17 protein-coding genes and 1 tRNA gene are annotated in these 17,620 nt (G+C 69.2%); 12 read left to right on the forward strand and 6 right to left on the reverse strand.

The window, feature by feature from the left end:
* Nucleotides 1-214 precede the first annotated feature (214 nt).
* The 7 genes from cpaB (at nucleotide 215) to MCBMB27_RS15840 (ending at nucleotide 8,210) form a co-directional block, all read left to right on the forward strand.
* Nucleotides 215-1,030, forward strand: coding sequence for a Flp pilus assembly protein CpaB (cpaB, locus tag MCBMB27_RS15810; protein ID WP_043349290.1), 816 nt, complete (start codon nucleotides 215-217; stop codon nucleotides 1,028-1,030).
* A gap of 5 nt (nucleotides 1,031-1,035) precedes the next feature.
* Nucleotides 1,036-2,598, forward strand: a complete 1,563-nt coding sequence (locus MCBMB27_RS15815) for a type II and III secretion system protein family protein (protein WP_374701307.1) — start codon at nucleotides 1,036-1,038, stop codon at nucleotides 2,596-2,598.
* A 36-nt stretch (nucleotides 2,599-2,634) separates the two neighbouring features.
* On the forward strand, nucleotides 2,635-3,378 hold the full coding sequence (locus MCBMB27_RS15820) for a CpaD family pilus assembly protein (RefSeq protein WP_075380831.1): 744 nt from the start codon (nucleotides 2,635-2,637) through the stop codon (nucleotides 3,376-3,378).
* A 75-nt stretch (nucleotides 3,379-3,453) separates the two neighbouring features.
* Nucleotides 3,454-4,698 carry a CpaE/TadZ family protein gene (locus MCBMB27_RS15825; RefSeq protein ID WP_043349286.1) on the forward strand — a complete coding sequence of 415 codons (1,245 nt, stop codon included), beginning with the start codon at nucleotides 3,454-3,456 and terminating at the stop codon, nucleotides 4,696-4,698.
* A 57-nt stretch (nucleotides 4,699-4,755) separates the two neighbouring features.
* Nucleotides 4,756-6,198 carry a CpaF family protein gene (locus MCBMB27_RS15830; protein ID WP_043385702.1) on the forward strand — a complete coding sequence of 481 codons (1,443 nt, stop codon included), beginning with the start codon at nucleotides 4,756-4,758 and terminating at the stop codon, nucleotides 6,196-6,198.
* A 4-nt stretch (nucleotides 6,199-6,202) separates the two neighbouring features.
* Complete coding sequence (locus MCBMB27_RS15835) at nucleotides 6,203-7,201, forward strand: type II secretion system F family protein (RefSeq protein WP_043385699.1); 999 nt, start codon at nucleotides 6,203-6,205, stop codon at nucleotides 7,199-7,201.
* Nucleotides 7,202-7,232: 31 nt separating this feature from the next.
* Nucleotides 7,233-8,210 carry a type II secretion system F family protein gene (locus MCBMB27_RS15840; protein ID WP_043385697.1) on the forward strand — a complete coding sequence of 326 codons (978 nt, stop codon included), beginning with the start codon at nucleotides 7,233-7,235 and terminating at the stop codon, nucleotides 8,208-8,210.
* 25 nt (nucleotides 8,211-8,235) lie between these two features.
* On the opposite strand, the gene MCBMB27_RS15845 is transcribed toward MCBMB27_RS15840, so the two are convergent.
* Entirely contained in the window at nucleotides 8,236-8,469 is a 234-nt protein-coding gene (locus tag MCBMB27_RS15845; RefSeq protein WP_020095642.1) for a GcrA family cell cycle regulator, read from the reverse strand.
* Between the two features lie 403 nt (nucleotides 8,470-8,872).
* On the opposite strand from MCBMB27_RS15845, the gene sseA reads away from it, so the two are divergent.
* Together sseA and MCBMB27_RS15855 are read left to right on the forward strand one after the other, a co-directional pair.
* Nucleotides 8,873-9,718 carry a 3-mercaptopyruvate sulfurtransferase gene (gene sseA, locus MCBMB27_RS15850; RefSeq protein WP_075380832.1) on the forward strand — a complete coding sequence of 282 codons (846 nt, stop codon included), beginning with the start codon at nucleotides 8,873-8,875 and terminating at the stop codon, nucleotides 9,716-9,718.
* Nucleotides 9,719-9,863: 145 nt separating this feature from the next.
* Nucleotides 9,864-10,340: a hypothetical protein gene (locus MCBMB27_RS15855; protein WP_043351364.1), complete on the forward strand. Its 477-nt coding sequence runs from the start codon at nucleotides 9,864-9,866 to the stop codon at nucleotides 10,338-10,340.
* Between the two features lie 209 nt (nucleotides 10,341-10,549).
* On the opposite strand, the gene MCBMB27_RS15860 is transcribed toward MCBMB27_RS15855, so the two are convergent.
* From MCBMB27_RS15860 to MCBMB27_RS15875, 4 genes are read right to left on the reverse strand one after another with little or no spacing between them, the layout of a single operon-like run.
* The gene (locus MCBMB27_RS15860; RefSeq protein WP_043351362.1) at nucleotides 10,550-11,374 is read right to left on the reverse strand and encodes an FTR1 family iron permease; all 825 of its coding nucleotides are present in this window, start codon (nucleotides 11,372-11,374) and stop codon (nucleotides 10,550-10,552) included.
* 53 nt (nucleotides 11,375-11,427) lie between these two features.
* Nucleotides 11,428-12,861, reverse strand: coding sequence for a 4Fe-4S binding protein (locus tag MCBMB27_RS15865; RefSeq protein ID WP_043385688.1), 1,434 nt, complete (start codon nucleotides 12,859-12,861; stop codon nucleotides 11,428-11,430).
* Nucleotides 12,858-13,193: a cupredoxin domain-containing protein gene (locus MCBMB27_RS15870; protein WP_043351359.1), complete on the reverse strand. Its 336-nt coding sequence runs from the start codon at nucleotides 13,191-13,193 to the stop codon at nucleotides 12,858-12,860. The genes MCBMB27_RS15865 and MCBMB27_RS15870 overlap by 4 nt, the downstream gene beginning before the upstream one ends.
* Nucleotides 13,194-13,210: 17 nt before the next feature.
* Nucleotides 13,211-13,774, reverse strand: a complete 564-nt coding sequence (locus MCBMB27_RS15875) for an iron transporter (RefSeq protein ID WP_210187521.1) — start codon at nucleotides 13,772-13,774, stop codon at nucleotides 13,211-13,213.
* Between the two features lie 353 nt (nucleotides 13,775-14,127).
* Here MCBMB27_RS15875 and MCBMB27_RS15880 point away from each other — a divergent pair, with 353 nt between their 5' ends.
* Nucleotides 14,128-16,254 carry a carbohydrate porin gene (locus tag MCBMB27_RS15880; RefSeq protein ID WP_075380834.1) on the forward strand — a complete coding sequence of 709 codons (2,127 nt, stop codon included), beginning with the start codon at nucleotides 14,128-14,130 and terminating at the stop codon, nucleotides 16,252-16,254.
* A 34-nt stretch (nucleotides 16,255-16,288) separates the two neighbouring features.
* Here MCBMB27_RS15880 and lipB read toward each other — a convergent pair whose 3' ends face one another.
* On the reverse strand, nucleotides 16,289-17,020 hold the full coding sequence (lipB, locus tag MCBMB27_RS15885; protein ID WP_043351352.1) for a lipoyl(octanoyl) transferase LipB: 732 nt from the start codon (nucleotides 17,018-17,020) through the stop codon (nucleotides 16,289-16,291).
* A gap of 88 nt (nucleotides 17,021-17,108) precedes the next feature.
* On the opposite strand from lipB, the gene MCBMB27_RS15890 reads away from it, so the two are divergent.
* Nucleotides 17,109-17,414 (forward strand): FliM/FliN family flagellar motor switch protein, encoded by a 306-nt coding sequence (locus MCBMB27_RS15890; RefSeq protein ID WP_043351350.1) that lies wholly within the window; start codon nucleotides 17,109-17,111, stop codon nucleotides 17,412-17,414.
* A gap of 121 nt (nucleotides 17,415-17,535) precedes the next feature.
* Nucleotides 17,536-17,620, forward strand: a tRNA-Leu gene (locus tag MCBMB27_RS15895).

Genomic DNA, 17,620 nt, shown 5'->3' on the forward strand with positions numbered 1-17,620 from the left:
GGTGGCACGATAGGTCACGAAGCGGTGATGCACCACGGCCGAGTTCGGGTGGATGCTGAAGGATCCTGCGGATTGTGACGCGCTTCTCGGGCGCCCCGTTTCCGGACCGGCGACAACGCCAGAGGTTATAATACCTTAACCATAATTACACGAATCCCCGCGCAGGTTCGGGTCATGGACGGCAATTCGGCCGTCTCCGGCGCGTGGCGATGCGATGAACCCAGCCCGTTTCGCCGTCCTCGGTATCGCCCTCGCGGCGGGAACCGGGGCGGCCTTCCTGATGAGCGGCGGCGATCCGCCACCGCCGCCTCCGCCGCCGAAGGCCGAGGCGCCGCCGCAACCGATGACCGACGTGCTCGTGGCCGCCATCGACATGCCCATGGGTCAGGTTCTCCGGGCCGCGGATCTGCGCTGGCAACCCTGGCCGGACAGCGCCGTGACGGCAGGCTACGTGACCCGCAAGATCAACCCCAAGGCCCTCGAGGAGACCGTGGGCGCCTCGGTGCGCGCAGGCTTCCTGGCGGGCGAGCCGATCCGCGCGCAGAAGCTCGTGCGCCCGGAGAGCGGATTCATGGCGGCGATCCTGCCGGCCGGCATGCGCGCCGTCGCCATCGTCACCGACAGCCGCGGCACCAACTCGGCCGGCGGCTTCATCCTCCCGAACGACCGCGTCGACGTGATCCGCACGTTCCGCGACGAGTCCAATTCGCGGGCCAACAACAGCGACGTGCAGCTCTCCCAGACGATCCTGACCGACATCCGCGTCCTCGCGATCGGGCAGCTGGTTCAGGAGAAGAACGGCACCAACGTGGTCACCGGCGAGACCGCGACGCTGGCCGTCACGCCCGCGCAGGCCGAGACCCTGGCGCTGGCCCAGAAGGTCGGCGCCCTCACCCTTTCGCTGCGCAGCCTCGCCGATGCCGGGCGGCCGCCCGAAGCCACGCCGCTGGCCGATGCGTCTGTGGCGCAGATGCCCGAACCCGCCTTGACCGTGGTGCGCTTCGGCGTCGCGCGGCAGCAGACGCCGTGATCGCCATGACCGCTCCGTCCCCCCACCCGCGCCCGATGGGCCGCCCCGCCGGCCGCGCGGCCGGCGCCCTCGCCCTGCTGGCCGTCCTGTCCGGACCGGCCCCCGCGCAGGACCGCCAGACCTTCGGTCCCGCGCCGATCCTGACGGTCGGCGCCGCGGAATCCGCCTCGACCCGGCGGGTCGAGCTGACCGCCGGCCGCTCCGTGATCGTCGACCTGCCGCGGGACGCCAAGGAGGTGTTCGTGGCCAACCCCGCGGTGGCCAACGCCGTGGTTCGCTCGACCCGCAAGGTCTTCGTGATCGGCATGGCCGACGGCGCGACCTCGATCTTCATCATGGATGCCGAGGGCCGCCAGATCGCCGCCCTCGACGTGTCGGTGGCGCGGGATCTCAACCTCGGGACCCTGCGCGAGTTGCTCGGCCAGAGCATCCCGGGCGGGCGCTTCGACGTGCGCTCCTCGGGGGCCTCGGTGCTGCTCTCGGGGTCGGTGAATTCCTCCGCGGACGCGCAGCAGGCGATCGACATCGCCAATGCGTTCGTGGGGCTGGGCGGCGGGGGCGCGGCGGGGGCCGCAGGGGCACCGAGCGGCGGTGTCACCGCGGGCGCGCGCGGCGCCGTGATCAACAACCTCACGATCCGCAACAAGGACCAGGTGATGCTCCGCGTCACCGTGGTGGAGGTGTCGCGCAACGTCCTGAAGCAGTTCGGGATCAACATGACCGGCAACTGGTCGGCGCTGAACCCGCTCGGTTCCGCGACGTCACCGGCGCTGATCAACAACCTGCCGTTCCCCATCAACCCATCGGCTCCGAGCGGCAACCAGATCCAGGCCTCGATCCAGTCGGGCGGCTTCTCGCTCCAGGCGACCCTGAAGGCCTTCGAGCAGGCGGGCGTCTCGCGGATCCTGGCCGAGCCGACGCTCACCGCCATCTCCGGGGAGGCCGCGAAGTTCCTGGCCGGCGGCGAGTTCCCGGTGCCATCCTCGGCCGCCTGCACGGTGGGCGGCGTGTGCACCCCCGGCATCACCTACAAGCCCTACGGCGTCGCCCTGTCGTTCACGCCGGTGGTGCTCGCCGACAACCGCATCTCGATCCGCGTCGCAACGGACGTGACCGAGATCGATCCACAGCAGAACTTCACCTACGTCGTCGGGAACAACTCGGTCGCGGTGCCGGGCACCCGGGTGCGGCGCTCCGAGACCACCGTCGAGCTGCCCTCGGGCGGCGTGATGATGACCGCCGGCCTGATCCAGCAGGTGAACAAGCAGGCGATTTCCGGCCTGCCCGGCCTGATCAATCTTCCGATCCTCGGCGCGCTGTTCCGCTCCCGCGACTACCAGCGCCAGGAGACGGAGCTGATGATCATGTGCACCCCCTACATCGCCCGGACGATGGAACCGAAGCAGGTGAGCCGGCCGGACGACAACTTCGTCGATTCCACCGACGGCCAGGCGGTGCTGCTCGGCCAGATCAACCGGCTCTACGGCAAGGTCGCCTCCCCCGGGGCGGCCGCCGCGCCGCCGCTCGGACGCACCTATCGCGGCCGCGTCGGCTTCATCGTCGAGTAGCGCCCCGCGTCACCGCCGCGCCCCAGGATCGGAACCATGACCGGACGTCCCACGCCCACCCTGCCGCGCCGCGCCGCGAGCCTGCTCGCCGCCTGCGCGCTGGGCGCCCTCGCGGCGGCCTGCAAGAGCGATCCCGCCACCACCGGCGGGATCGACGTGACGGATTACCGCGCACGCCACCCGATCGTCCTGACGGACGGGGCCCGCAACCTCGACGTGTTCCCCACCGGCGTGGGGCATCTGGATCCGCGCCAGGCGGCCGATGTCGATGCCTTCATGCTCGAATACCGCCGGTACGGCCGCGGCGCCCTGCTGATGGAGGTTCCGCAGGGCGTCCCGCCCAACCAAGTGGCCGCTGTCCAGAGGACCGCCTCGGTGCTCGGCCGGTTCGGGACGCAGAACGGCATCGGCGTCCGCGAGATCACCGTCACCGGCTACGTGGTCACCGCCCCGACCCTCGCCGCGCCGATCCGGCTGAGCTTCCAGCGCATGCAGGCCAAGGTGTCCGACGCCTGCGGCCTCTGGCCTCAGGATCTCGGGACCCGAAGCTTCGCCTACGATTACAGCAACCAGCCGAGCTGGAACCTGGGCTGCGCCACGCAGTCCAACGTCGCCGCCCAGGTCGCAGATCCGGTCGACCTTGTGCGCGGCCGCCCCGAGGGTCGGATCGATACGGTCAAGCGCGTCCGGGACATCGGGCAATTGCGGGACGGCAAGGATCCGTCAACCACATGGCGGCAAGATGGGCAGACCGCCGTGAAGTCCCAAGTCACCAACTGAGACAGCCGGCGTTGGGACGGGCAGCCCCGCCGCTCCCCGACGCCGCGCCCCGAACGCGAACCCGAAAGCGCCGTCATGGCAGACCTGTCCGAGACGAGCGAGCGCACGATCGCCCCGGTGCCCCGGATCACCATCCAGGCATTCTGCGAGACCGGCGAGACCGCCGCGATGATCGAGGGCGCAGCCCTCGACCGGCGCATGCAGAAGGCGCAGGTCAAGGTCCGGATGGGCGGCGGCGCCGCCGCCATCGAGGCCTATCGGCACGCGCCGACGCCCAACGTCATCATCATCGAGATCCAAGGCGCGCGCTCGAAGCCGATCGAGTGCCTCGATGCCCTGGCCGAGGTCTGCGACGAGGGCACCCGCGTCGTGGTGATCGGCCACCTCAACGACGTGATGCTCTACCGGCAGCTGATCCAGCGCGGGGTGTCCGACTACCTCATGGTGCCGGTCGAGCCCCTGACGCTGATCGCGGCGATCTCCGACCTGTTCACGGCCCCAGGCGTCAAGCCGGTGGGGCGGACCGTGGCGGTCTACGGCGTGAAAGGCGGCATCGGCGCCTCCACGGTGGCGCACAATTTCGCGTGGTCGGTTGCCCGGAACCAAGGCGTCCAGACGGTGATCGCCGATCTCGACATCGCCTTCGGCACCGCCTCGCTGAACTTCAACCAAGATCCGCCGCAGGGCATCGCCGAAGCGGTCTTCGCCCCCGAGCGGCTGGATTCCGCCCTGGTGGAGCGGCTGCTGTCCAAGTGCAGCGACAACCTGAGCCTGCTCTCGGCGCCGGCGAGCCTCGACCGGACCATCGACCTGTCCGAGCCGGCCTTCGACGCGCTGATCGAGCACATGCGGGCGAGCGTACCCTGCGTGGTCCTGGACATCCCGCATCAGTGGAACGCGTGGTCGAAGCGCATCCTGACCGCGGCCGACGAGATCCTGATCGTGGCCGGTCCCGATCTCGCGTGCCTGCGCAACGCCAAGAACCTTCTCGGCGCGCTGAAGCACGGGCGCCCGAACGACCAGCCGCCCCGCGTTCTGCTGAACGGCGTCGGCGTACCGAAGCGGCCCGAGATCGGCACAGCCGAGTTCGCCAAGGCCCTGGAGACCCCGGTCGCCCTGTCGATCCCGTTCGAGCCGACGCTGTTCGGCACCGCCGCCAATAACGGCCAGATGATCGCCGAGATCCAGGCCGGATCGAAGGTGGCGGAGCTGTTCAACGATCTGGCCGCCATGACCCTCGGGCGTCCGGAGAGCCGGCGGGGACGTCCGAGCCTGCTCGAGCCGCTGCTCGCCAAGCTCGCCGGCCGCAAGGCATCCTGATGTGGATACGATCCTTCGTCCCACGGGCTCCGCAGGTCAGCGTCGGAGGGCTGACCCATGTTCGGTAGGCGACACGCCGGCGGCACATCGGTGGCCCCCCCGCCGATACCGCAGGCCCGGACCCCTGCGCCGGCCACGCCGGTCCTGCGCGATGCCGCGGCTCCGGTCGCGCGTCCGGCACCGGCGGCGCCCGTCGTCGTCGAGACCGCGCGGTCCGAGGATTATTACCGCACGAAGAGTCTGATCTTCGGCGCCCTGATCGAGGCGATCGACCTGACGCAGCTCTCGCGCCTCGATGCCGAGACGGCGCGCGAGGAGATCCGCGACATCGTCACGGAGATCATCGGGCTCAAGAACATCGTCCTGTCGATCTCCGAGCAGGAGGAGCTGCTCGACGACATCTGCAACGACGTCCTCGGCTACGGCCCGCTGGAACCGCTGCTCGCCCGCGACGACATCGCCGACATCATGGTCAACGGCGCCCACCGGACCTTCATCGAGGTCGGCGGCAAGATCCAGCTGACCAGCGTCCGGTTCCGCGACAACCAGCAGCTGATGAACATCTGCCAGCGGATCGTCAGCCAGGTGGGCCGGCGCGTCGACGACGCCTCGCCGATCTGCGACGCGCGCCTGCCGGACGGGTCCCGCGTCAACGTCATCGCGCCGCCGCTGGCCATCGACGGCCCGGCGCTCACCATCCGCAAGTTCAAGAAGGACAAGCTGACCCTGGAGCAGCTCGTCCGCTTCGGGGCGATCTCGCCCGAGGGCGCCGAGGTTCTCAAGATCATCGGCCAGTCGCGCTGCAACGTGGTCATCTCGGGCGGCACGGGCTCGGGCAAGACCACGCTGCTGAACTGCCTGACCGCCTTCATCGAGCACGACGAGCGGGTGATCACCTGCGAGGACGCGGCCGAGCTGCAGCTCCAGCAGCCCCATGTGGTCCGCCTGGAGACGCGGCCGCCCAACATGGAGGGCCAGGGCCAGGTCACCATGCGCGATCTCGTCAAGAACTGCCTGCGCATGCGGCCGGAGCGGATCATCGTCGGCGAGGTGCGCGGACCGGAAGCCTTCGACCTGCTCCAGGCGATGAACACCGGTCACGACGGCTCGATGGGCACGCTCCACGCCAACAGCCCGCGCGAATGCCTGTCGCGTATCGAGTCGATGATCTCGATGGGCGGGTTCACCCTGCCGTCCCGGACCCTGCGCGAGATGATCTGCGGCTCGATCGACGTGGTGATCCAGGCCATGCGCCTGCGCGACGGCTCGCGGCGCATCACCCACATCACCGAGGTGCTCGGGATGGAGGGCGACGTCATCACCACGCAGGACGTCTTCCTCTACGACATCGTCGGGGAGGACGCGAACGGCAAGCTGATCGGGCGCCACCGTTCCACCGGCGTCGGCCGGCCGAAATTCTGGGAGCGGGCCCGCTACTACGGCCTGGAACAGCGGCTCGGCGAGGCGCTCGACGCCGCCGAGATCATCGACCGGAGCTGAGCGCATGCCGGACCTGCCCGCCGCGGCCGCCGGCGCCTCCAACCTGCCGCTCGCCGCGGGCCTCATCGGCATCGCGGTCGCGGCGGTCGCCTACGTGGCTGTCCTGCCCCTGCTCGGCGGCGAGCGCCGGGCGAACAAGCGTCTGAAGTCGATCAGCGTCTCCGCCTCCGGCGCGGCGACCCGGGGCGTCGCGGTCAACCGGCGCGAGCAGGTCGCCAAGACGCTGAGCGAGATCGAGGCGAAGGCCAAGGGCGCCTCGAAGGCCAGCGTGGAGCTGAAGCTCGCCCGCGCCGGCCTCGGATGGACGAAGCGGACCTTCTATACGATCTCAGCCGCCAGCGGCGGCGTCCTCGGGCTGCTGATCTTCGTGATCACCGACAATGCCCTCGCGGCGCTCGGGGCCGCTTTCGCGGGGGGCTTCGGCCTGCCGGCGTGGCTGCTGCGCCACCTGCGGCTCAAGCGCATCGCGAAGTTCAACAAGGAGCTGCCCAACGCCGTGGACGTGGTGGTCCGCGGCATCCGAACCGGCATCCCGGTGGGCGACTGCTTCCGCATGGTCTCGCGCGAGGCCGAGGAGCCGGTGCGCAGCGAGTTCCGGACCGTCGTGGAGACCCAGGCCATGGGCCTGTCGCTCGGCGAGGCGTGCACGCGGCTGTTCGAGCGGGTGCCCACCGCCGAGGTGAACTTCTTCGCCATCGTGATCAACATCCAGCAGCAGTCGGGCGGCAACCTGTCGGAGGCGCTGAACAACCTGTCCACGGTGCTGCGCGACCGCGCCAAGATGCGCGGCAAGGTCCAGGCGATGAGCATGGAGGCCAAGGCCTCCGCCTCGATCATCGCCTGCCTGCCCTTCGCGGTGGCGGGCATCACCGCCCTGACGAGCCCCGACTACATCTCGCTGCTCTGGACGACCGATACCGGTAAGGTCGCCCTGGTCGGCGCGGCGATCTGGATGTCCATCGGCATCTTCACGATCAAGAAGATGATCGCGTTCGAGTTCTAGGCGCGGTGCGCCCTCTGCCGGATACCGCCCGATGATCGAAGACATTGCCGAGAAGCTGTTCGATCCCCGCTTCATGGGCACGCTCCTGACCGCGGTCGCGGCGGCGGCGACCGCCTACGCGGTGGCGCAGCCCTTCCTGGAAACCGACAAGCTCAGCAAGCGGATGAAGCTCGTCAGCGACGAGCGCGAGCAGATCCGGCGGCGCGAGCGGGTGAAGGCGGACGGGCCGGCGACCCGGGCCACGCTGCGCGTGGAGCCGAAGGCCTACATGAAGTCCATCGTCGAGCGGTACCAGCTGCGCCGCTGGCTCGGCACCGACACGGCCAAGCGCATGCTGATGCAGGCAGGCTATCGCGGCCCGGGGTCGGAGACGGCGTTCCTGTTCTTCCGGTTCGTCGTGCCGCTCGCCTCGGTGATCGCGGCCCTGTTCTACCTGTTCGTGCTCGAGGTTCTGGATTCATCCTACCTCGTGCGGTTCGGGCTGGTGGTCGGCGCGGCCTATGCCGGCATCAAGGCGCCGGAGCTGTTCCTGGTCAACGCCGCCAAGAAGCGCCAGACCGAGATCCGAAAGGCGTGGCCGGACGCCCTCGATCTCACGCTGATCTGCGTGGAATCCGGCATGGCGATCGAGAACGCCTTCCGGAAGGTCAGCACCGAGATCGCCACCTCCTCGGTCGTGCTGGCCGAGGAACTCGCCCTGATGACCGCCGAGATGTCGTTTCTGCCCGACCGGCGGCAGGCCTACGAGAATCTCGTGCTGCGCACCGGCCTCGAGCCGGTGAAATCCGTCGCCACCGCGCTGATCCAGGCGGAGCGCTACGGCACGCCGGTGGGACAGGCGCTGCGGGTGCTGAGCCAGGAGAGTCGCGACCTGCGCATGAACGAGGCCGAGAAAAAGGCGGCCGCCTTGCCGCCCAAACTCACAGTGCCGATGATCTTGTTCTTCCTGCCCGTGCTGTTCGTGGTCATCATCACCCCCGCCGTCATCCAGGTCATGCGGACACAGTGACGGCCGGGACGAAGAGACGCTTCGCTCAGCGGATGCGGCCGGGCCGGGTCGGCTCGAACACGATGCGGCGGTGATAGGCGCACCAGCTCTTGCCGTCGGACACGGGTGCCCCGCAACAGACGGCTCGGTCGTTCGGCTCACCGATAATGTACTTGCACACGAAGGCTCCGGACTGCGCGAAGGGCACGCGCAGGTCGGCCGACGGCTCCTCGACGGTCTCGGCGTCGCCAATCTGGGACATACGGACGAGTTGATTCATGGCGTTGATCGGCTCAATAAGTATCCTGCTCGGTGGATCATGCACCCCGGCAGACAAGGGAAGTTTGAACGCGTCTCGTTCAGGCGACGGACCCGGCGCGCATCCGCAAGCGGGGCGCCCGGGTCGGCCAACACGATGCCGGCCGGACGACCGACGCGATTGGCGTCATTATGCTGTCGTAACTGGGGTTACGGCTCTTTAAAACAAGACCAGCCTGCGTCGGGTGCATCGGACCACGGTGCGGGATGCGTAGCTCGGCGCATTCGCGCATCGCTTCGATTGGCATTGGCCGGGCCTGACGAATCCGCCGGACGCTCGCCTCCGAACCTGTCCCGGGCGTGCAACGCGGTGCGACCTGTGTTTCTGTGAGCCTGCAACGCGAACAGAGCCGGATCCGCTGACCATGGCCCACGCGCCCCTCGTGTCACCCGAATGGCTGCACGACCGCCTACAAGCTCCCGACATCGTGGTCCTGGACGCCTCCTGGTACCTGCCGGCCGCAGGCCGGGACCCCGAGGCCGAATACCGCGCGGCCCACATTCCCGGCGCCCGCCGCTTCGATCTCGACGCCATGAGCGACACCGAGTCGAGCTTGCCGCACATGCTGCCGCGGCCCGAGGTGTTCGCCGCCCGGATTCGCGCCCTCGGCGTCGGCGACGGCATGCAGATCGTGGTCTATGACGGTCAGGGCCTGTTCTCGGCTCCGCGTGTCTGGTGGATGCTCAAGGCCTTCGGCGTGCGGGACGCCCTGGTCCTGGACGGCGGTCTCCCGGCCTGGATCGCGGCAGGCTACCCCACCGAGGAAGGCGAGCCGCACCCGCACGAGCGTCGCCACTTCTCGGCCCGCCTCGATCACGGCGCGGTGGCGGATGCGGACGACGTGGCGCGGGCGCTGGAAACCGGGTCGGCTCAGGTGGTCGATGCCCGTTCGGCGACACGCTTCCGCGGCGAGGAGCCCGAACCCCGGCCCGGCGTCCGACCGGGGCATATGCCGGGCGCCTGCAATCTGCATTACGCGGCACTCCAGCGTGACGGCCGGATGAAGACCCCGGAGGAATTGAAGTCGGTCTTCGCCGAGAACGGCGTCGATCCGGACCGGCCGATCGTGACCACCTGCGGCTCCGGCGTGACCGCGGCGATCATCGCGCTCGCTCTCGAGACCATGGGCCGCCCGGCGCGAAGCCTCTACGACGGCTCCTGGTCGGAATGGGGCGCCGATCCGGCCCGCGCGGTCGCGACGGGCGCCTGAGAAGCCGGCGGGCCGCCAGAAACCTGCCCTCGGACATGGCGGGCTGCCGCCGTGTCCGGACCGATCTGATCGTGTCCTTGAAACCTTCGTGGCAGATTTCGATATATCGAATGCGCCTGCGGTTGGGCGCTCCACGGAGAAAATCATGCCGCTTCACGACACGACCGCCCTCTCGGGCACCATCCGGCACGTCTTCGCCCATCGTTTCACCCTCGAGGCGGGCGGCGAGACACATCTGGCCGATCTCGGCCCGAAAGGCGTGGACGCGTTTCCGATCACGAGCGGGCTGCACGTGACCCTGGAGGGCGAGCGCCGTCCCTCGGAGATCAAGGTCACACGGATTTCGGCGGCGGGCCGGGATCCGGTGGAGATCCATCACAAGAAGCCCCACCACGCTCCCGGCTCCAAGCGGGCGGATGGCCCCGCCGATCCCGCGCATGCCCTCGCGGCGGCGGCCTCGGCGGGTTGGATGGTCGTAGACGCGCCGCGCCGCAAGCCGAAGCATTTCGAGGTGCTGGCGCGCCGGCGCGAGGGGGCCGACACGGAACTGCACATCGATTTCGGCGGCACGATCTACAGGGAGAAGCCGGCCGATCGCGCGAAATGGGCTGCCCCGGCCTGAGGGCCGCAGCCCGATCCCCCTCCGCCGCATCGCCGATCGGTGCGGCGGAACCGGTTGCCTCGCGTCGAGGACACACAGCCGGGCGATCCTTGGCCCGGGACGCCCGCACCCCGGCGCCGGATCTGCCCCGACCGTGTCAGGCGGGCAGCGCACAGTCTCCGCACATCACGCTGTCCGGCGGTCCGGCGGCCATGGGGTCGGACGCCGTTCTACGCCGCCCGCACCGCGCGGCGCTGGTCGGCGGCGCTCCATTGCATCAGGCCGATCATCACCGCGATGGTGGCGATGTAGACCAGACCCTGCAGGGCGGTCGGGCGGTCCGTGTAGCCGACCAGGGCGTGCAGGACGCGGCCGGGCCAGGAATTCTCGGCGATCAAACCGGAGCTGTTCCACAGGGTGTGGCCGAGGACGTCCACCACGCCGGCATTGCTCAGAAACTGCGCGGCCTGCGCAGCCAAGCCGGCCGCGAGGAAGATGATCAGCACGCTCGTCACCGAGAAGACGTAGCGGCTCGGAATCGAGGCGAGGCCGAGATAGGTGACCGCCGAGAGGAGCACGCCCGCACCGATGCCGGCGACGGCGCCGAACTGGATGTCGGCCCCTGAGGTGCCCGAGGCCACGAGGCCATACAGGAACAGCACCAGCTCGGCGCCCTCGCGCAGGATCGCGGCGCCGATCACGATCGAGAGGGCCGCCGCCTCCCGCTCCCCCGATCGCACCGCCGCGCCGGCGGCGCGCAGCTCGCCCGCAAGTTCCTTGCCGTGCTTGCTCATCCAGGTGTTGTGCCAGACGAGCAGCAGCACGGCGACGATCAGGACCGCGGCGTTCAGGATATCCTGCCCGCTGCCCTCGAAGGCATCGGAGATCTTCTCGGCGAACAGCGCCACCAGGGCGGCACCCGCGAGGCCGCCGGCAACGCCGAGCAGGACCCAGCGCATCCGGCCCGGGATGCCCCGGGTGGCCGCCAGCACGATGGAGATGATGAGGCCTGCCTCGATGACTTCGCGGAAGGCGATGACGAAGGCGCCGATCATGGCGGTCTCCAGGGGTTATGCGAGAGCGTGAAGCACCGCGCGCGGACCGCGCGCTACCAGATCCAGAACAGGAGCACCCAATTGGCCACCGACAGGGCGGCCGCCCCAGCGATGCAGGCCGCGGCCGCCACCCGGCGGACCCCACCGACGGCAAGCCCCGCCACCTGCCAGGCGAGCCAGACGCTCCACAGGCTCGCGCCGGCGAGCAGGGCCGTGCGGATCTCCGCCACGTAGGGGATCACGATGCCGTCGCCGCGGAGGAACGTGACGGTCAGCGCCGACAGGCCCAGGAAGACGCCGCAGCCCGCCACGGGGATCAGCGTCTGGGTCAGGTGGTGGAAGCGGCGCAGGGACCAGCCCCCGAGGGACAGGGTCGCGAGCGCCACGATCCCCGACAGGGCAAGCCCGAGGACGATCGTCGCGGCGCCGATGTAGGCCAGCAGCAACCCGCCGTCGAGGAGGGTCATGACGTCGTTGCGGTCGGGGTAGTTCGTCAGCACGAACCAGGGCGCCGAATGCTCCAGGGGCCACGTGGTCCCGCGTTCGATGAGCCACGTGGCGGCCCATTGCTTGGCGTCGACGTACCAGGGACTCGACGACCACTGGAAGGCGCCCACCGCCAGCGCCAGCATGCCGAACAGGATCAGCATGGTCTGGTCGAGGCTGGGCTCCTCGCCCGCAACGCGGACGATCTCGTGATTGGGGGAGCGCAGGGCGAGTCGCACGGCGCCGCGATGGCCGCTGCAGCGCCCGCACATATGGCAGGCGCCCGCGCCGCGCATGGTCTTTACCGGCACGAGGGGCGCGCAGTTGAAGCTCTCGGTGCCCCCGACGGGCTTGGGCGAGACCGCCCAGGCGGCGCTGTCGACCTGGAAGCTGACCGGCGCCAGCTTCGACAGCACCGCGAAGACGCCGTTGACCGGGCAGAGGTAGCGGCACCAGACGCGCTTGTTGCGCCCGTAGAGCAGGCCGACCACGATCGCCGCCAGCGTCGAGCCCCCCAGGACCGCGAGGACCGGCTTGGGATAGCCGTAGACGCTGGTCATCTGCCCGTAGACGGTGGTGCCGGCAAAGGCCACGAAGGGCCAGCCCTGCCAGGTGATCCAGCGCGGCACGGCATAGCCGCGGCTCCAGCGGCTTGCGAATTCGCTGAGTGCGCCCTCGGGGCAGAGCACGCCGCACCATGCACGGCCGACCAGGACCATGCTCACCAGCACGAACGGCCACCAGATCCCCCAGAACGCGAACTGAGCGGCGAGCGTCAGGTTGGTCCAGATATGGGCGGCGTTGTCGGGGAGCGGCAGCAGCGCCGGGACGATCACCAGAACCGCGTAGACGGCAACGATCAGCCATTGCACGGCCCGGATGATCCAACCGTACCGGCGCAGCCCGTCGCCGAACCGGGCCAGCGCACCGTCGATGACGGATCGACGCGGCGGAACACGGCTCAGGGCAAGGGAGGCTGGCGCTGTCGTCGACGCGCTCATTTGGCCACCAAAGTCGCCTTCGCCTCCGGGTGGAAGTCGTCGAACACCTGGTAGGTGCCGGCATCGAGGGTGCGGAACACGATCGCCGAGGTCGAGCCCGCGGCCAGCGCCTTCTCGCGCTTGAGTTCCGTGCTCTCGAACTCAACCGGGCTCTGGCCGGTATTCGAGATCTCCAGCTTGAACCGGGTGTTGGCCGGCACCTCGATCACCGCCGGAAGGATCACCCCATCGCGCATCTCGACCTTGATGACCGGCATGTCGTCGGCCCGCGCGGACGCGACGGCGACCAGCAGCACGGCGGCAGGGGCGAGGAAGCGCGACAGGCGGGACACGGACAGCTCCGGCAAATTCAGTAGGCGCCCTTCTTGCCGACACCGGCGAAGGTGAAATCCTGCGTAACCGCGAAGGGCTCGAACCACGGACCGACCCCTGTCTCCTTGTCCACGTGGCGACCGAAATGGCTGTCCTTGCCCGGGGGCGAGACCATTACTTTGAGGCGATAGCGGCCGGGGCCGAACAGCTTGACGTTATCGCCGTAATGCGGCCCGTCATTGGCCACCATCGGCATCAGCACTCCCGACACCGTCTGGTCGGTGGGCTTGTCGCCATCGAGCTTCACCGCCTCGAACCGGACGTCGAGGGCCGGCACCCAGTCCCCCTCGGCGAAGCCGTTGCGGTTGTCCTTGGCGGCGCGGATATCGGTTTCGAGGTGGATGTCCGACTTGGCGGCCTCGCGCATCATGCCGGGAGGATCCATCTCGATCGGCTGGAGATAGACGGCGGCGACCTCCAGGCCGTTCTGCGTCACATGCGGACCGATGGGCACTTCCTTGGCCGTCGCGGGGCCCGCGAAGGCGAGGAGCGAGGCCGCGGCGAGGCCGCGGAGAAGCGGAGTGATGTGCGAAGCCTGCATGCGGTCGCACATAATCCACCCCGCTCGAAGTTCAAACTGGAATCGCATCGATCTCAAATAATAACAATTCTAATCTGAGACCACCTTGGGGAGCCATGATCGTATTCGCATGTCTTTCCGGCACCAAGACGCGGTCATTGCAAAAGCTCACGGAGATGTTCGCTCTACGATGACCCTCTGCATCTTGACCGAGACGGCGGGACCGGGATTGTCATTCCACTGCCATGCCGAGCGTCGAGGATGGCGGGCGGAACGGAGATGACTTGCGAGGCGGCCTGTGGCGAGAAGGCGCACCCTGGCTTGCGCGATGCCGAAGACCGTTTTAGCAAGTGCTATACTTTTTTGTGAGTCGGATGAGAACCCGTTCCGTGCCCCTGGTCCGCACCGCAGCCCTCATTCTGACGACGCCCCTTCTCGTCCCGGTCGCCGCGCGGGCGGCCGACTTCGCCGCGCCGCGCCCCGACGCCGCCCGGCCGACCTACACCGACTGGTCGGGCGGCTATGTCGGCCTCGAGGGCAGCGCCGGCGGATCCTACGGGGCCTACAATTTCGGTCCGACGACGATCGGCGGCCGGCCGATCCCGGCCTTCAAGAGCGGCGATTCCACGGGCCGCAGTGACCAGGGGCGCAACGCCACCACGGCCGTGGGCGGCGTGTTCGGCGGCTGGACCTGGCAGGCCGGGCCGTGGGTCTACGGCATCGAAGCGAATCTCGATCTGGCGAATCTGAAGCGTCCGGTCCCCGCGACCGTCGCGGGGTTCGGCTACGCGGATGCGGATCCGGCCTTCAACGTCGTGCGCGCCAAGACGAATCTCTATGGCGCCCTGCGTGCCCGACTCGGCTACAGCTTCGATCGCTATCTGATCTACGGCACCTTCGGGCTCACCGGTGCGAACGCCCGGTTTCTCGCCAGCTATCCGGATCTCGACACGGGCGGCCAGACCACCGCGCAGCGGGAATTGGGCTATGTCGGCTTCACCCTGGGCGCGGGCGTGCAATACGCCATCACCGACAGCCTCGCCCTGGGCATCGACTACCGCTACATCGATCTCGGCGGCAGCCGGCGCTTCCCGCTGGGCGTGGTGCCCGGCGACACGGGTGGACCGGTCACGACCCGGGCGAGCTTCACCTCCAACCAGCTGTTCGCACGGCTGATGTGGTTTCCGGGCGGCTTGAAGGTGCCGCCGGACCCGGACGAGACCGCTCCGCACGACCCCGACAACGGCGATACCGGCCGCTTCTCGCTGCACGGGCAGACGACCCTGATCGCGCAGGCCGTGCCCGGCTTCCGCTCGCCCTACGAGGGCGCGCAGAGCCTGATCCCCCATCAGGCCCGGCAGACCACCACGGCGACGATCTTCCTCGGCCTCAAGCTCACCGACAGCACCGAGATCTACTACAACCCCGAATTCAGCCAGGGCTTCGGCCTATCGCGGACGCTGGGCGTCGCCGGCTTCGTCAACGGCGAGGCGCAGAAGGCGGGCGCCCCGTTCCCGAAGCTGCGCTCGAACCGCTACTACGTGAAGCAGACCTTCGGGCTGGGCGGCGAGACCGTGGATGTGCCGGACGGTCCGAACCAGGTGGCCACCCGCTACGATGCCGAGCGGATCACGCTGATCGCCGGCAAGTTCGCGCTGGGCGACTTCTTCGACGGCAACATCTACGCGCACGACCCGCGCGTGGACTTCTTCAACTGGTCGCTCTGGGGCGCCTCGGCCTGGGACTTCCCGGCGAACCTCCCGGGCTTCACGCAGGGCGTCTACGCCGAGTACAACCGGCCGGAATTCGCCATCCGCGCGGCCTACACGCAGGTGCCCAAGGAGCCGTCGAGCGACGTGCTCGACCCGCGGGTGTTCCGGCGTGCGGGGCTGAACGTCGAGTTCGAGGAGCGCCACGTCCTCCCGTGGCTGGAGCAGCCCGGCAAGATCCGGATCGGCCTGTTCTCGAATGTCGGTGTCTCGGCCAACAACCGCGACGTGGTCACCCTGACGCAGCTCGGCCTGTTCGACGACATCAACGACGCCGTCGCGGCGACAAGGCGCCCCCGCCGCAAGACCGGCGGCTACATCAACCTGGAGCAGGGGCTGACGCCGGAACTCGGGCTGTTCGCCCGGGCGAGCCTGAACGACGGGCGCACCGAGAACATCTCCTTCACCGACATCGACCGGAGCTTCTCCGGAGGCCTGTCGCTGAAGGGCAAGGCCTGGGACCGGCCCGACGACACGATCGGCATCGGCGCCGCGATGAACGGGCTCTCGCCCTCACACCGGGCCGCCTTCGCGGCCGGCTACCTCGGCCTGCTGATCGGCGACGGGCGGCTGAATTACGGCACCGAGCGCGCGCTGGAGACCTACTACGCCCTGAACCTCACGAAATTCGTCACCCTGACCTTCGACTACCAGTTCATCGACAATCCCGGATACAATCGCGACCGCGGCCCCGCGCATTTCTTCGCCTCGCGGTTGCACGCGGATTTCTGATCGGCGCGGCCGGAGGCATCGGCGGCATGCCCGATCAGTCCGCCGCCTCGGTCACGGTGGCCCCGAAGAGCGCCTCGAAGGCGGCGCGGAGCTGCATGTCGACCTCCGGCAGGCTCACGGGCAGGCCGAGATCGACGAGGCTCGTCACCCCGTGCTCCCGGACGCCGCACGGCACGATCCCGTCGAAATGCGCGAGATCGGGCTCGACGTTCAGGCTGATGCCGTGGAAGCTGACCCAGCGGCGCACCCGGATCCCGATCGCCGCGATCTTGTCCTCGACGCGAGGCCCCTTCTCGGGCCGGCGTACCCAGACGCCGACCCGATCCTCCCGGCGCTCGGCGCGGACATTGAAGGCGGCGAGCGTCTCGATCAGCCACGCCTCCAGGCTCGCCACATAGGCGCGCAGGTCGCGGCTGCGCCGGTCGAGGTCGAGCATCACGTAGGCGACCCGCTGGCCGGGGCCGTGATAGGTGTATTGCCCGCCCCGGCCCGTGGCGTGGACCGGGAAGCGGTCCGGTGCCACCAGATCCTCCGGTCGGGCCGAAGTCCCGGCCGTGTAGAGCGGCGGGTGCTCCAGCAGCCAGACGCATTCGGGCGCCGCGCCGCGGGCGATCGCCTCCACACGCGCCTCCATCCAGGCGAGGGCGGCCGCGTAGCCCACGGGCGCGTCGCTCACGCGCCAGCCCACCGGGCCGGCGACCGGATCTGCGCCGGGCCGCTTCGGGAAGGCGTGCGGGCGGACCGTGAGGCGGGGCGCGTTTACCAAGAGTTCATCATCCTGCGTCGATGGTCGCAGCCTTCAACATTCGCGGCCGGCGCTGGCAAGGACCGGCCGTGAGACAGGATGGCGGCTGGTGGCGATCTTCGAGACCCTGAAGGTCGATCTGACAGTGGTGCTGGGCCGCGCCCGCATGCCGCTGCACATGCTGCTGCGCATGGGCCGCGGCGCCGTGATCGAGCTGGAAGCCAGCGACAGCGACATGGTCGAGATCCTGGCCAACGACCACCCGATCGCCCGCGGGCAGATCGTGGTGACCGGCGACCGCATCTCCGTCGAGGTGACCGAGCTGATCCGCAAGGCGGCCTCGATCGTGGAGCCCGGCATCAGCATCGGCGACGGCGCGGCGCCTTTCCTGGAGGGCGGCTACGATTCCCCGTGAGCGAGGCGCTTGTCGGCGGCGGAACGATCTGTTATCCGCTGCGCCGCGCGACACGAAAGCGGCCCCGGGTTTTCCCGCGGCGCGCGACGGTCGGGCAAACGGACCGGTCTTCGCGTCCGATGCGGCCATGGCGGAATTGGTAGACGCGCTAGCTTGAGGTGCTAGTCCCGAGAGGGGTGGAGGTTCGAGTCCTCTTGGCCGCACCA

Source organism: Methylobacterium phyllosphaerae (genome assembly GCF_001936175.1).
GTDB lineage: Bacteria > Pseudomonadota > Alphaproteobacteria > Rhizobiales > Beijerinckiaceae > Methylobacterium > Methylobacterium fujisawaense.